This is a genomic window from Nesterenkonia sandarakina (assembly GCF_013410215.1).
Classification (GTDB): domain Bacteria; phylum Actinomycetota; class Actinomycetes; order Actinomycetales; family Micrococcaceae; genus Nesterenkonia; species Nesterenkonia sandarakina.
Map to the genome: position 1 here is coordinate 1,752,222 of NZ_JACCFQ010000001.1, position 14,351 is coordinate 1,766,572.

Below are 14,351 nucleotides of genomic sequence, written 5' to 3' on the forward strand. Positions count from 1 at the left end.
TATGAGCGCTCATTCGGACCCGCAGGGTCAATCAGACGATTCCAGTCCGGCCAGCCGTGTCGCCGGTGCCCTGAAGGCTCACCGCGCCCCACGGCATCAGATCGAGGATCAGGGCCGCTCCGGCGGCACCGTGCATCAGAACGGTCAGCTGCGGGTGGGAACCCTCTCCGCCGCGGCGGATCAGCCCTATATGGTCAAGAACCGGCAGCGCGAGGACTTCGAGGCGGCCACCGCCGGTGACACCGAGGAGAAGAAGACCTCTTCACCGGTGAAGCTGACCGGCACCACCTGGAAGTACAGCATCAAACGCACCTTCACCGAGTTCGGCCGGGACAGCTGCACCGACCTGGCGGCGGGGCTCACCTACTACGCGGTGCTCTCGGTCTTCCCGGCGCTGATCGCGCTGGTCTCGCTGATGTCCTTCGTCGGTGAGAGTGAGCGCACCCAGGAGTTCCTGCTCTCCACCGCCGCCCAGATGGTGGAATCCGACACCATGGAGCAGATCCGAGAGCCGATCATCGCGATCACCAGCGTCCAGGGCGCCGGAATCGGGCTCGCGCTGGGCATCCTGACCGCGCTGTGGACCGCCTCGAACTACGTCAATGCCTTCTCCCGGTCGATGAACCGGATCTACGAGGTGGAGGAGGGTCGCTCCATGCTGAAGCTGCGGCCGATCTTCTACCTGGTCACCGCCGGGCTGCTGGTGCTGGTCGCCACCGCGATCTTCCTGCTGCTGACCTCCGGCCCGATCGCCCGCGCCGTTGGAGACACCGTCGGACTCGGGGACACCGCCGTGACCATCTTCAACTGGGGCACCTATCCTGCACTGCTGCTGGTGGCCGCGGCCTGCATTGCGATGCTGTACTTCGCCACGCCGAACCTGCGTCAGCCCGGAGCGCGCTGGATCTCCGCGGGCGCCGTGCTGGCCATCCTGGTCATGGTGCTCGCCACCACCGCCGTGTTCTTCTACGTGGCGAACTTCAGCAGCTACGAGGCCACCTACGGGGCGCTGGCCGGCGTGATCATCTTCCTGCTGTGGGTCTACATCATGAATCTGGTGCTGCTGCTCGGAGCCGAGTTCGACGCCGAGCTGGAGCGCGGACGTCAGCTCCAAAGCGGCATCGAGGCAGAGCGCACGATCATGCTCCCGCCGCGCGATATGGGCGCCGCAGAGAAGAAGTCGAAGAAGTATGAGGACCTGGTCGCCCAGGGCAGAGCACTGCGACTGACCCAGGGTGAGACCTTCGATCCCGAGGACTCCTGGCGGCGCTGAGACTCGCCGAGAGCAGACTCGCGTAACACTGTGACTTATTAGCAGGTCGGGCCGGTCTACTGGTGAGTAGCCACGGCGCCAACCACATGTTGCATACGTGTTACAACTAGCAGAGTGACCCGGCTCACAGAATCTGCGGACACCTGACCGCCTAGCAGCTCCCGTGCAATTCCTCAGCCGGAATTGCACGGGAGTTTCTCTGTCTGCGGTGGGTGGTTGCATGTTTCACACATGTTTTCGCAGCTCTGAGATGCCGGCCTCGGGTGAGTGATCTGGGTCATATCTTGCGCGGTTGCATCGGGTAACGATTCAGACACGCAGCGGAAAAGCGTCCTCAGGTGCGCAGCGCCGACCGTAGTCTGGTTCGCACATTGAACCGGTGTTAGATGGGTCACCTTCTCGAGGGATGAGGGAAGACATCGGACCCGGTCACATCGCATTGAAGGATGAGGAGCAACTGTGAAACTGAGGAAACTCTCTGCGGCGACGGCCCTTCTGGCCACCGGCGCACTCGTGCTCTCCGGATGCACCCCGGGCGGCGGCAATGACGACGCCGACGGCGCGGAAACCGGCAACGGCGAGACCAGCGGCAACACCGACGCGTTCAGCGCCGAGGGCCAGCAGTTCACCACCGAGCCGGAGGACACCGGCAAGGCCGATACCAGCGACCTCGAGACCATGGACGACGAGATCTCGGTCTCCATGGGTGAGATCGAGTTCGTGGGCTACAACGGTCAGACCCCGGAGAGCTACAGCGTCTACAACTCCACCGTGGTGAACCGGATCTTCGAGGGCTTCGGCTACTGGGGCACTGACAACGTCTGGTACGCCAATGAGGACTTCGGCTCCTATGAGGTCGTCAGCGAAGACCCATTCACCGTGGAGTACACCATCGGTGAAGATGTCACCTGGTCCGATGGCACCCCGGTCACCGTGGCCGACTACGTGCTGGACTGGGCCTATCAGAACGCCTCGCTGACCAACTCTGATGATGAGCCGCTGTTCAACGGCATCTCCCAGACCTACGGCGAGCGTGTGCTCGAAGGCCCGCAGGGCGATCCCGAGGGCAAGACCTTCACCATCGAATACACCGAGCCCTTCGCCGACTGGGAGATCATGGTCAACTACGCGCTGCCGGCGCATGTGGTCGCCGAGCAGAGTGACATGGAGCTCGACGAGCTGGTCACCGCGGTGCGCGAGGCCGACACCGAGACGCTGGAGCCCGTGGCTGAGTTCTGGAACGAGGGCTGGCTGACCGACCCCGGCACGCTGCCCGATGAGGAGCTCATCCCGGTCAACGGTGCTTATAAGCTGGACAACTGGCAGGCCGGTGAGTCCCTGACCATCTCCGCCAATGAGGAGTACTGGGGCAACGCGCCGGGCACCGAGCGGATCGTCTTCCGCTTCGTCAACGACGGCCAGCATGTCCAGGCTCTGGAGAACGGGGACCTCAACGTCGCCCGCCCCCAGGCCACCGTGGACACCCGCGGCCAGCTCGAGCGCCTGGAGGGCCAGATCGTTCTGCATGAGGGTGAGGCGGCCACCTGGGAGCACCTGGACTTCAACTTCATCGAAGGCAGCGCCTTCGCTGACAGTCTGGAGCTGCGCGAGGCCTTCGCCATGTGCGTGCCGCGCCAGCAGATCGTCTCCAACCTGGTCGAGCCGGTCAACCCCGAGGCCACGGTGCTCAACGCCCGCGAGTCGCTGACCTTCGAGGAGAACTACGAGGACATCGTCTCCGAGAGCTACGACGGCAGCTATGACGAGGTCGACATCGAGGGTGCCGCCGAGATCCTCGAGGCTGAGGATGCTGTGGGCACCGAGGTCCGCATCGGCTACGCCGGTCCGAACCCGCGCCGCACCGATACTGTGGCCGAGATCAAGGCCTCCTGTGACGAGGCCGGCTTCGAGATCGTGGACTCCGGCTCCGAGGACTTCTTCGGTCCGGGCGGTGCCCAGGAGACCGGCGACTACGAAGTCGCACTCTTCGCCTGGGCCGGTTCCGGCCAGGTGGTCTCGGGACAGAACATCTACTCCACGGGACGCGCGCAGAACTACGGCGAGTACTCCAACGAGACCGTGGATGACCTGTTCAACCAGCTTGCCACCACGGAAGACGAGGCCGAGCAGCAGGAGATCATCATCGGCATCGAGCAGGAGCTCTGGGGAGACCTGTTCGGGATCCCGCTCTACGTGCACCCGCAGCTCTCCGGCTCGGACATCTCGATCAGCAACGTCCGCGACACCGCTTCGCAGGACCAGATCGTGTGGAACGCCGAGCAGTGGCAGCGCGCCGAGTGATCTCAGCAGTCCCCAGGTCCCGCCCAGCCGAGCATCTCGGCTGAGCTCAGGACCGTAGACATCGGTGGGGTTCGACCCGGAGGAACTCCGGATCGAACCCCACCGATGCTTGGCCCACAGCTCGTGGAAGGTACAACCACCCCGTGTACAGCTATGTCCTCAAGCGTCTCCTCAGTGCCATCCTGGTGCTCTTCGGCGCCTCTCTGCTCGTCTTCGTCCTGGTGATCAACTCCGGGGACCCGCTCCAGGAGCTGCGTGAGTCCAATGCGGACAACGTGGAGTTCCTGATCCAGCAGCGGATCTCCTTCATGAATCTGGATGAGCCCTGGTACTCCCGGTACTGGATCTGGCTCACCGGGATCGCCGGATGCGCCGTGGGCGCCTGCGACTTCGGCACCAATATGAGTGGACAGGACGTCGGCGCGATGGTCGCGAACTCCGCGTCCTCCACCCTGCGCCTGGTCTTCCTGGCCACCATCCTCTCGATAATCATCGGCATCCTCACCGGAATCGTCACCGCCATCCGGCAGTACTCCTCGCTGGACTACGCCGTCTCCTTCTTCGTCTTCCTCTTCTTCTCGCTCCCGGTCTTCTGGGCCGCGGTGCTGGCCAAGGACTGGATGGGCATCACGTACAACAACTGGCTGCGCGAACCGAACTTCACCTGGACGCAGATCATCATCGTCGCCGCCGTCGCCGCGATCCTGGTGCCGCTGATCATCGGCGGCTCCGCCCGACGTCGGCTGCTCACCGGGGCCGTGATGTTCGGCTTCGTCATGGTGGTCATGCCGGCGATGGACTCGATGAACTACGCCCGCGAGCCCCAGCTCGGCCCGGCCGTCATCACCGTTCTCGGCATCGGACTGGCCTTCGGGCTGACCGCGCTGCTCTCCGGGCTGCGGAACCGGCGGGTGCTGTACTCCGCGCTGACCGTGGTCGGAATCGGCCTGGTCTCCTACTACGCCACCTTCTGGCTGCTGATCGACCCGCCTGGCGGCTGGCTGACCATCGCGGGACTGTTCCTGGTCACCATCGCCGTCGCCGTGCTGGTGGGTCGGACCATGGGAGGCCACGCCAAGGGTCAGGCCGTGGCCGTCAGCGTGATCACCGCCGCGCTGTTCGCGGTCATGGTCCTGCTGGATCACTTCATGCGGGCCTGGCCCGGGTTCCTGGGCCTGAAACCACGCCCGATCGCCACCATCGGCTCCTCATCGCCGAACTTCAGCGGGGACTTCTGGGAGGTCGCCCTGGATCAGGGGACACAGCTGGTGCTGCCCACCACGATCCTGATGCTGGTCTCGGTGGCCACCTACACGCGGTACACCCGCAGCTCCATGCTGGAGGCCGTGAACCAGGACTACATCCGCACGGCACGCGCCAAGGGCGTCAACGAGCGCACAGTTGTCTTCAAGCATGCCTTCCGCAACTCGATGATCCCGCTGACCACCATCGTGGCCTTTGACTTCGCCGGTCTGATCGGCGGCGCCGTGGTCGTCGAGCAGGTCTTCGGCTGGTCCGGCATGGGCGACATGTTCGTCACCGGATTGAGCAGCTCCGACCCTGCCCCGGTCATGGCGTTCACCCTTATCACCGGCGCCGCCGCGGTGCTGTTCAACCTGATTGCGGACCTCATGTACGCGGTCCTGGATCCGAGGATTAGAGTATGAGCCAGCAGACACCCCCCGTCCCGCCCGAGGATGTGCGCAGCGCCGCCGAGGCCGAGGACGCCAAGCTCGCCAGCGCGCAGCGCTCCTACTCCCAGGGCCAGCTGGTCCGGCGCAGATTCTTCGCCCATAAGCCGGCCGTGGTCTCCATGGTGGTGCTGGCCTTCATCATCCTGCTCTCGATCACCTCGATCGGCTTCTCCGGGCAGGGCACCGGCTGGTGGTCCAAGAGCTTCCTGTCCACCGGTCTCACGGTCAACGGCGGCCGCCCCACCATGTTCACCGACGGCTTCCTGGGTGAGCATCCCTTCGGCCAGGACAGCATCGGCCGGGACTACTTCGCCATGGTGATGCGCGGCACCCAGCAGTCCCTGCTCGTGGCCATAGGCGTGGCGCTGTCCTCCACCTTCCTCGGAGTGCTGGTCGGCGCGCTGGCCGGGTACTTCCGCGGCTGGGTCGAGGCGGTGCTGATGCGCGTCACCGATGTGGTCATCGTGGTGCCGCTGCTGGCCCTGGCGGCCGTCTTCGGCGCCTACGCCCAGGGCCTGCCAGGGGGCACGCTCACGCTGGCGCTCGCCATCGGCCTGGCCACCTGGACCGGCACTGCCCGTCTGGTCCGCGCGGAGATCCTCTCGCTGCGGGAGAAGGAGTACGTCTCAGCCGCCGTCTCCATGGGTGCCCACCCGGCACGGATCATTCTCAAGCACATGCTGCCCAACAGCATCGGGGTGATTGTGGTCAACGCCACCTTCGCGATTGCCACCGCCATCCTCCTGGAGACCACGCTGTCCTACCTCGGATTCGGAGTCCAGGCCCCGGAGACGTCGCTCGGTGCGCTGATCCAGAACAACCAGAACGCCTTCACCACCCGGCCCTGGCTCTTCTGGTTCCCCGGGCTCTTCATCATCGCCATCGCGCTGAGCGTGAACTTCATCGGCGACGGCCTCCGGGACGCCATCGACCCACGGCAGAAGCGCTCCGGCGCCAACCGGCCCGGCTGGCGGACTGCCTTCGGCCTGCTCGGCCGCGCCACCGCGGAGGAGCGGTCCGGCAAGCAGGTGAGCGAGCTCTCCGGTGGTCCCACCCAGATGCAGCCGCCCGCCGGAATGGCCGACCACGGTCCAGACTTCGGGCATGATCCGACCGATGAGAAGAAGAGGGACTCCTGATGCCCGAACCAGTGCTGAGTTATAAGGACATCCGCGTCAGCTTCGCCACCGAGTTCGGCGATGTCGACGCCGTCAAGGGAGTCTCCTTCGAGGTCATGCCGGGTGAGGTCGTCGCCGTGGTCGGAGAATCCGGCTCCGGCAAGTCCGTCACCTCCTCCACGGCTATGGGGCTGCTGCCGGAGAACGCCACCGTCGAGGGTGAGGTGCTGCTTGAAGGTCGCAGCGTGTTGCAGATGTCCACCGCTGAGCTGCGCCGGCTGCGCGGCTCCGACATCAGCATGGTCTTCCAGGAGCCGATGACCGCGCTGAACCCGGTGCTGCGCGTGTCGGATCAGCTGGTGGAGGCGCTGCAGGTCCACGACGTGGCCTTCGGCGCAGACGCTCTGGAGAAGTCCGTCGAGCTGCTGGAGCGCGTAGGCATCCCCGATGCCCGGACCAAGATCCGGCAGTATCCGCACCAGTTCTCCGGAGGGCAGCGCCAGCGCATCGTGATCGCGATGGCGATCGCCTGCGGGCCGAAGGTGATCATCGCCGATGAGCCCACCACAGCACTGGATGTCACGGTGCAGGCCGAGATCCTGGATCTGCTGCGTGAGCTGAAGCAGGAGCTGAACACCGGCATCCTGCTGATCACGCACAACATGGGCGTGGTCGCGGACATGGCGGACCGCGTGGTGGTGATGCTCAATGGCGAGGTGGTGGAGACCGGACCGGTGACCAAGATCCTCGGCCACCCGGAGCACCCCTACACCCGTCGCCTGCTCGCGGCGATGCCGCTGCTGCGGGAGGCAGGGGACCCCTCGCTGGAGCAGGACCGCGAACGGGAGCGTGTCAGAGTCACCGAGCGTGCCGCGCGTGAGAACAGCCCCGGCGCAACCGCCGGCGTGAGCGCCGGCGCAGCTTCAGGTGCGGCTTCGGTTGCGCCTCCGGCGCTCGAGGCCAAGGACGTCGCGCTGGAGTACAAGTTCCGGCGCAAGGCGACTCGAGTGGTGCACGATCTGAACTTCACCGTGCAGCCCGGGGAGATCATGGGTCTGGTGGGGGAGTCTGGTTCGGGCAAGTCCACCGTGGCCAAGGCGGTGCTGGGCCTGCTCGACATCGCCGAAGGTGAGTTGCGCGTGCGCGGTGAGAACATGCCCACGCTTCCTGCCAAGCAGAAGAAGGCGCTCAAGCGGGAGATCGGCGTGGTGTTCCAGGACCCGGCCGCCTCGCTGGACCCACGATTCCCGATCGGTGACATCATCACCGAGCCGATGGTGGTGCATAAGGAGGGGGACAAGAACTCCCGCACCGCCCGGGCCCGGGAGCTGCTGGATGCCGTCAGACTGCCCTCCAGCGTGCTCAACCGTTACCCGCATGAGCTCTCCGGGGGCCAGCGGCAGCGCATCTCGATCGCCCGCGCGCTGACCCTGAATCCCACGCTGCTGATCGCCGACGAGCCCACCTCGGCCCTGGACGTCTCGGTCCAGGCCGCGGTGCTGGAGCTGTTCTCCGAGCTGCAGCAGCAATACGGCTTCGCCTGCCTCTTCGTCAGCCATGACCTCGCAGTCGTGGACTCCCTGGCGCACAAGGTGCTGGTGATGCAGAAGGGACGCACCGTGGAGCAGGGGACCACCGACGAGGTGCTGCGTCATGCCCGGGAGTCCTACACCCAGCAGCTGCTGGCCGCGGCTCCGGTGCCGAACCCCGAGGTGCAGGCCCGACGCCGGACCGAGCGCCAACGGCTGCTCGCCGCCCTGAGCTGAGCGCGCGAGCTGGGCGGTCGAGAAGTGCGCCCTGGAGCGCGCCTGGGCGGCAGTGAGTAGCAGATGGAACACGGTCAGATGAACAGGACCTGAAACACAGCTGAAAAGTTGCCCTGCTAAACTCGCTCCCACAGGTGACCCACGCAACACACTCGCTGGGGTCGCCGTATGCCCAGAAAGCTCGCATCTTCTCGAGGAGTCATCGAATATGCACGTCAACAAGACATCCCGTCGCTCTCGCGCGACGGGAGCTGTCGCCGTGACCGCGGCCGCCACTCTGGCGCTCGCGGCCTGCGGCGGTGGCGACAACGGCGGCGCCGGCAACGGCGAAGCCGCTGAGGGCGTTGAAGGCGGCGGCACCGTCTCCGCCTACAACTGCGAACCCCAGTTCCTCGTCCCGGCGAACTCCACCGAGGTCTGCGGATCCTGGGTCCTGGGCTCGCTGTTCACCGGCCTGACCCAGACCGACTTCGACACCTACGAGCCCACTGCGGGCGTGGCGGAGTCCTGGGACACCGAGGACAACGTGACCTGGACCTTCACCCTGGGTGAGGACTGGACCTTCCACGACGGCGAAGCGATCACCGCACAGACCTTCGTGGACACCTACAACTGGGCCGTTGATCCCGACAACGCGCAGCAGAGCGCCAACTTCTTCGACAACTTCCTGGGCTACCAGGAGGTCGTCGACGGCGACGCCGAGGAGATGGAAGGCGTCCGCGCGGTGGATGACTACACCCTCGAGATCGAGCTCACCGAGCCCTTCTCGCCGCTGCCCGACATGCTGACCTACACCGCCTTCTACCCGCTGCCCTCGGTCGCCTACGACGACATCGAGGCTTTCGAGCAGGCTCCGGTGGGCAACGGTCGCTACATGATGGACGGGGAGTGGGAGCACGACCAGCAGATCGCGGTTAACCGCTTCGAGGACTGGGCCGGTGAGAACCCAGGTCTTCCCGAGCGCATCGAATGGAAGATCTACTCCGAGGTCGACACCGCCTACCTGGACGTCCAGGCCGGCAACCTCGACATCCTGGATAACGCCCCGGCGAACCGCCGCACCACGGTGGAGGCCGACTTCGGTGACAACGCGCAGGACTTCGACACCTCATCCTTCACCTACCTGGGCTTCCCGCTGTACCAGGAGGAGTTCCAGGACGTCGATGTGCGCCACGCGCTCTCCATGGCCATCGACCGCGAGCTGATCATCGACAACATCTTCGACGGCGCGCAGACCCCGGCGGAGAACATCATTCCCCCGGACCTGATCGAGGGCAATGAGAACACCTGCGAGTTCTGCCAGTACGATCCTGAGGCAGCCGCAGAGCTCTACGAGGAAGCAGGCGGCCCGGATGAGCTGACCGTGTACTTCAACTCCGGTGCCGGTCACGAGGACTGGGTCGAGGCCGTGGCCAACCAGTGGCGCGACAACCTGGGCATCGAGGACATCACCTTCGAGTCCCTGGAGTTCGCCCAGTACCTGGGTCTGCACGATGAGCAGGAGATCACCGGACCGTACCGGCTGGGCTGGACGCTGTCCTACCCGAGCGCGCAGTACGCCATGGAGCCGATCTACTCCACCGGCGCTTCCTCGAACTACGCCGACTACTCCTCCGAGGAGTTCGACGATCTGCTCAGCCAGGCCAATGCCGAGACTGATCCCGATGCCGCGGCGGAGCTCTACACCGACGCCGAGGCGATCCTCCTCGAGGACATGCCGGTCATTCCGCTGTGGTTCACCAACTACCAGGTGGTGCACAGCGACCGGATCGACGGCGAGTCCATCTTCATGGACCAGGCCACCTTCACCCGCCTGGAGCAGGTGGTGGTGACCGAGGAGTAGTCCTCACAGCCCACGGCAGAGGCGCGGCCTGCGCGAAGTCTTCGCAGGTCGCGCCTCTGCCGTGTCGGCAGCACAGGATTCTCAGAAATCCTGTCTGAGTCCCTATCATTGATCGCGGCGTCGCCCCCGGCTCAGGAGAAGACCTCTCCGCCGAGACAGACGCTCGGCGCACCCGCGCCATCACCCGCACCCACAAGGACAGCAATGACCCGCTATATCATTCGGCGTCTGCTCCAGTTCATCCCGGTCATCCTGATCTCCACGTTGATCGTCTATGCACTGGTCTTCGCCATTCCCGGTGACCCGATCCGGGCACTGGCCGGAGACCGCCCGATGAGCGACGCCGTCCGGGAGACCCTGCGCGAGCAGTACAACCTGGATGACCCGTTCCTCGTCCAGTACTTCAAATACATCTGGGGCATCATCACCGCCCTGGACTTCGGCTCCACCTTCAACGGCCGCCCGGTCACTGACATCATCGAACAGCGCCTCCCGGTCACTGCGACCCTGGCCCTGGTCACCTTCGTGATCCAGACCATCATGGGCATCATCGCCGGCATCCTCGCCGCTCTCTACCGCGACCGGTTCTTCGACCGCTTCGTGCAGGTCTCCACCGTGGCCATGGTGGCGCTGCCCACCCTGGTGATCGGCTTCCTGCTGCAGCTGATCTTCGGCTTGAACCTGGGCTGGTTCCCGATCGCCGGCGTCAACAACGGCATCTCCAGCTACATCCTGCCGGCGCTGACCATGGCCGCGGTCTCCACCGGCATCCTGGCCCGGCTGGTGCGCAGCGAACTGCTGGACTCGCTGAAGTCCGACTACGTCCGCACCGCCACCGCGAAGGGCATGAAGCGTACCCGGGTGATCACCCGGCACGGGCTGCGCAACTCGCTGATCCCCGCGGTCACCTTCATCGGTGCGGATCTCGCCAGCATGATGGCCGGCTCCATCATCGTGGAGACGATCTTCAACCTCCCCGGGCTGGGCCAGCAGGTGTTCGCCTCCATCCAGGGGCAGGAGGGCACCGTCGTCGTCGGCATCGTGACCCTCTTCGTGCTCTTCTTCGTGGTGATCAACCTGATCGTTGATCTCCTCTATGGCCTTCTCGACCCAAGGATCCGTTATGAGTGAGATACACCGCCCCGAAGCGCGCGTGGAGCCGATCGACTCCACCCTGGAACCCGCAGGCGAGCCGGCCAAGACCAAGAAGGTCGAAGAGGCGAGCCTGCTCGCCGACGCCTGGCGCTCGCTGCGCAGAAACCCCTGGTTCATCATCTCCGGGGTCCTGCTGGTGCTCTTCCTGTCGATGGCGATCTTCCCGCAGCTGTTCACCAGCACCGACCCGCGGGAGTGCCTGCTGGGACGCAGCCGCCAGGCACCCTCGGCGGAACACTGGTTCGGCACCGACATCCAGGGCTGTGACTACTACAGCCGGGTGATCCACGGCGCCCGGAACTCCATCGCGGTGGGCTTCATCGTGGCCATCGGCACCTTCATCATCGCCGTGGTGCTCGGCCTGGTGGCCGGCTACTTCGGCTCCTGGGTCGACGCCGTGATCTCCCGCTTCACCGACATGGTCTTCGCCGTGCCCTACATCCTGGGCGCACTGGTGTTCCTCAACGTGCTGGAGTCCCGCGGCGTCCGCGAGGTCGCCTTCGTGCTGATCATCTTCATGTGGCCCACCATGACGCGCCTGATGCGCGGTTCGGTGATCTCAGTGGTCAACTCCGAGTTCGTGCTCGCCGCCCGCGCCCTGGGCGCCGGCCCGATCACCATCATGCGTCGGCACATCCTGCCGAACTCGCTGGGACCGGTGATCGGCTACGCCACGGTCTTCACCGGGATCATCATCGGCGCCGAGGCGACGCTGACCTTCCTCGGCGTCGGCCTGCAGCTGCCCGCGATCTCCTGGGGGCTCCAGCTCTCCGACGCGCAGCCGTTCCTGCAGACCGTCCCGCACCTGCTGCTGTTCCCGGTGATCTTCGTCGGGCTCACGGTGTTTGCATTCATGACCATGGGCGACGCCATCCGCGACGCCCTTGATCCCAAATCCAAGAAGTGAAGGGCTGGATCTCATGACTGAATCCCAGACCTCGACCCGGTTCACCCCGGGAACCCGACCCGGCGATGCACCCCTGCTGGAGGTCAAGGACCTCCAGGTGGAGTTCCGCACCAAGGCCGGCGTGGCCAAAGCCATCAACGGGCTGAACTTCACCCTGCACGCGGGGGAGACCCTCGCGATCCTGGGTGAGTCCGGCTCGGGCAAGTCCGTGACCGCCCAGACCATCATGGGCATCCTGGACATGCCCCCGGGCCGGATCGCCGGCGGGGAGATCCGTTACCGCGGCGATGACCTGCTCACCATGGAGGAAGACTCTCGACGGAAGCTGCGCGGGGTCAAGATCGCCATGATCTTCCAGGATGCGCTCTCCTCGCTGAACCCGGTGCTCCCGGTGGGCTGGCAGATCGCGGAGATGTTCCGCGTGCACCGCGGGCTCAAGCGCAAGGAAGCCCGGGCCAAGGCCGTGGAGATGATGCAGCGCGTGGGGATCCCCGGCGCCGAGGAGCGTGCCGGGGACTTCCCGCACCAGTTCTCCGGCGGTATGCGCCAGCGCATCATGATCGCCATGGCCATCGCCCTGGACCCCGATGTGCTGATCGCCGATGAGCCCACCACCGCGCTGGACGTCACCGTCCAGGCCCAGGTGATGCGGCTGCTGAAGGATCTGCAGACCGAGTTCAACATGGGCCTGATCCTGATCACCCACGACCTCGGCGTGGTCGCCGACGTGGCAGACAAGATCGCGGTGATGTACTCCGGCCGCGTGATGGAGGCCGCCGACGTCTACGAGACCTACGGCAGGCCGGGACACCCCTACACTCAAGGGCTGCTGGCCTCGATCCCCAGGATCGACGACGAGGGTGGCCGGCTGCGCGCGATCTCCGGGCTGCCGCCGTCGCTGACCGATATGCCGCCGGGCTGCCCGTTCAACCCACGCTGCGAGTTCGCCACCGACCGCTGCACCACCGAACGTCCTGAGCTGCGCCTGGTCGCCGAGGGCCACCTCTCGGCCTGTCACTACGCCGAGGACGTCTACGCCGGCACCGCCACACGCACCCGCCGCCCGTCACCGACCGGCGCCGGGATGATCGCGATCTCACAGGAGGCACCCGAATGAGTCTCTCAGCACCCGCTGCGGCGGATCCGTTCGCGGAGAAGAAGTCCGTGCTCGAAGTCGACGGCCTGGTCAAGCACTTCCCGATCACCCAGGGCATCGTCTTCCAGCGCAAGGTCGGCGCGGTGAAGGCGGTGGACGGAGTCAGCTTCAACCTGCGCGAGGGGGAGACCCTGGGCATCGTGGGGGAGTCCGGCTGTGGCAAGTCCACCCTGGCGAAGCTGCTGATGCGCCTGGAGGAGCCCGACGCCGGCACCGTGAAGTTCCGCGGCGAGGACTTCCTCTCGGTCAAGGGCGATGAGCTGCGCCGGCTGCGTCGGAAGATCCAGATCATCTTCCAGGACCCCTACACCTCGCTGAACCCGAGGATGTCAGTGGGTGACATCATCGCCGAGCCGTTCAAGCTGCATCCGGAGGAGAAGCCCAAGCAGGGCATCCGGAACCGGGTCAAGGAGCTGCTGGACCTGGTGGGGCTGAACCCGGAGCACATCAACCGCTACCCGCACCAGTTCTCCGGGGGTCAGCGCCAGCGCATCGGGATCGCGCGCGGCCTGGCCCTGAACCCGGATGTGATCATCTGCGACGAACCGGTCTCCGCGCTGGACGTCTCGGTCCAGGCCCAGGTGATGAACCTGCTCGATGACCTGCAGAAGGAGTTCGGGCTCAGCTACATCTTCATCGCCCATGACCTCTCCGTGGTCCGGCACATCTCCGACCGGGTCGGCGTGATGTACCTGGGCAAGCTGGCGGAGCTGGGCACCCAGGACGAGATCTACACCGCTCCGGCGCACCCCTACACCCAGGCGCTGCTCTCCGCCGTGCCGCTGCCGGATCCCACCATGCGCGGGGCCCGGGAGCAGATCGTGCTGCAGGGGGATCCGCCGAACCCGGCCAACCCGCCTTCGGGATGCCGCTTCCGCACCCGCTGCTGGAAGGCCACCGAGATCTGCGCCACCCAGGAGCCGGAGCTGATCTCCCGAGGTCAGATCACCCAGCTCGCAGCCTGCCACCACGCCGAGCAGAACGAGAAGGTCATCCCCGCTCACGGCTAGCCCGGCACACACCGGCGCTCTACATCCCGCGCTGTACACCCGGCGCGCGCCTCTGGGCGGGGAGCACCCCGTCCGGAGGCGCTGCGCATGCCCGGGTGAGCAGGATCATTGCCGGTCTCGCGGCCCAA

Annotated in this window: 10 protein-coding genes; all 10 read left to right on the forward strand. The window is 65.7% G+C overall.

Features of this window, described 5'->3' with window-relative positions; genetic code table 11:
* The first annotated feature begins 1 nt into the window (after nt 1).
* The 10 genes from HNR11_RS08075 (at nt 2) to HNR11_RS08120 (ending at nt 14,223) form a co-directional block, all read left to right on the forward strand.
* Nucleotides 2-1,273 (forward strand): YihY/virulence factor BrkB family protein, encoded by a 1,272-nt coding sequence (locus tag HNR11_RS08075; protein ID WP_246310359.1) that lies wholly within the window; start codon nt 2-4, stop codon nt 1,271-1,273.
* Nucleotides 1,274-1,732: 459 nt separating this feature from the next.
* Entirely contained in the window at nt 1,733-3,574 is a 1,842-nt protein-coding gene (locus HNR11_RS08080; protein WP_179441869.1) for an ABC transporter substrate-binding protein, read from the forward strand.
* Between the two features lie 143 nt (nt 3,575-3,717).
* On the forward strand, nt 3,718-5,241 hold the full coding sequence (locus HNR11_RS08085; RefSeq protein WP_179441870.1) for an ABC transporter permease subunit: 1,524 nt from the start codon (nt 3,718-3,720) through the stop codon (nt 5,239-5,241).
* Complete coding sequence (locus tag HNR11_RS08090) at nt 5,238-6,407, forward strand: ABC transporter permease (RefSeq protein WP_179441871.1); 1,170 nt, start codon at nt 5,238-5,240, stop codon at nt 6,405-6,407. The genes HNR11_RS08085 and HNR11_RS08090 overlap by 4 nt, the downstream gene beginning before the upstream one ends.
* Entirely contained in the window at nt 6,407-8,152 is a 1,746-nt protein-coding gene (locus HNR11_RS08095) for an ABC transporter ATP-binding protein (protein WP_179441872.1), read from the forward strand. Before HNR11_RS08090 ends, HNR11_RS08095 begins: the two co-directional genes overlap by 1 nt.
* Nucleotides 8,153-8,360: 208 nt before the next feature.
* Complete coding sequence (locus HNR11_RS08100) at nt 8,361-9,995, forward strand: peptide ABC transporter substrate-binding protein (RefSeq protein ID WP_179441873.1); 1,635 nt, start codon at nt 8,361-8,363, stop codon at nt 9,993-9,995.
* Nucleotides 9,996-10,199: 204 nt separating this feature from the next.
* A complete protein-coding gene (locus tag HNR11_RS08105; RefSeq protein ID WP_179441874.1) occupies nt 10,200-11,126 on the forward strand; it encodes an ABC transporter permease in 927 nt (308 codons plus the stop codon).
* Nucleotides 11,119-12,057, forward strand: a complete 939-nt coding sequence (locus HNR11_RS08110; RefSeq protein ID WP_058888482.1) for an ABC transporter permease — start codon at nt 11,119-11,121, stop codon at nt 12,055-12,057. Before HNR11_RS08105 ends, HNR11_RS08110 begins: the two co-directional genes overlap by 8 nt.
* 13 nt (nt 12,058-12,070) lie before the next feature.
* Complete coding sequence (locus HNR11_RS08115; RefSeq protein ID WP_058888483.1) at nt 12,071-13,174, forward strand: ABC transporter ATP-binding protein; 1,104 nt, start codon at nt 12,071-12,073, stop codon at nt 13,172-13,174.
* A complete protein-coding gene (locus HNR11_RS08120) occupies nt 13,171-14,223 on the forward strand; it encodes an ABC transporter ATP-binding protein (protein WP_179441875.1) in 1,053 nt (350 codons plus the stop codon). Before HNR11_RS08115 ends, HNR11_RS08120 begins: the two co-directional genes overlap by 4 nt.
* Nucleotides 14,224-14,351: the final 128 nt, after the last annotated feature.

What these genes read in the sequence shown, in the direction of transcription:
- HNR11_RS08075 (WP_246310359.1), top strand. Translation starts at nt 2, where the DNA reads ATGAGCGCTCATTCGGACCCGCAGGGTCAATCAGACGATTCCAGTCCG.
- HNR11_RS08090 (WP_179441871.1), top strand. Translation starts at nt 5,238, where the DNA reads ATGAGCCAGCAGACACCCCCCGTCCCGCCCGAGGATGTGCGCAGCGCC.
- HNR11_RS08095 (WP_179441872.1), top strand. Translation starts at nt 6,407, where the DNA reads ATGCCCGAACCAGTGCTGAGTTATAAGGACATCCGCGTCAGCTTCGCC.
- HNR11_RS08100 (WP_179441873.1), top strand. Translation starts at nt 8,361, where the DNA reads ATGCACGTCAACAAGACATCCCGTCGCTCTCGCGCGACGGGAGCTGTC.
- HNR11_RS08105 (WP_179441874.1), top strand. Translation starts at nt 10,200, where the DNA reads ATGACCCGCTATATCATTCGGCGTCTGCTCCAGTTCATCCCGGTCATC.
- HNR11_RS08110 (WP_058888482.1), top strand. Translation starts at nt 11,119, where the DNA reads ATGAGTGAGATACACCGCCCCGAAGCGCGCGTGGAGCCGATCGACTCC.
- HNR11_RS08115 (WP_058888483.1), top strand. Translation starts at nt 12,071, where the DNA reads ATGACTGAATCCCAGACCTCGACCCGGTTCACCCCGGGAACCCGACCC.
- HNR11_RS08120 (WP_179441875.1), top strand. Translation starts at nt 13,171, where the DNA reads ATGAGTCTCTCAGCACCCGCTGCGGCGGATCCGTTCGCGGAGAAGAAG.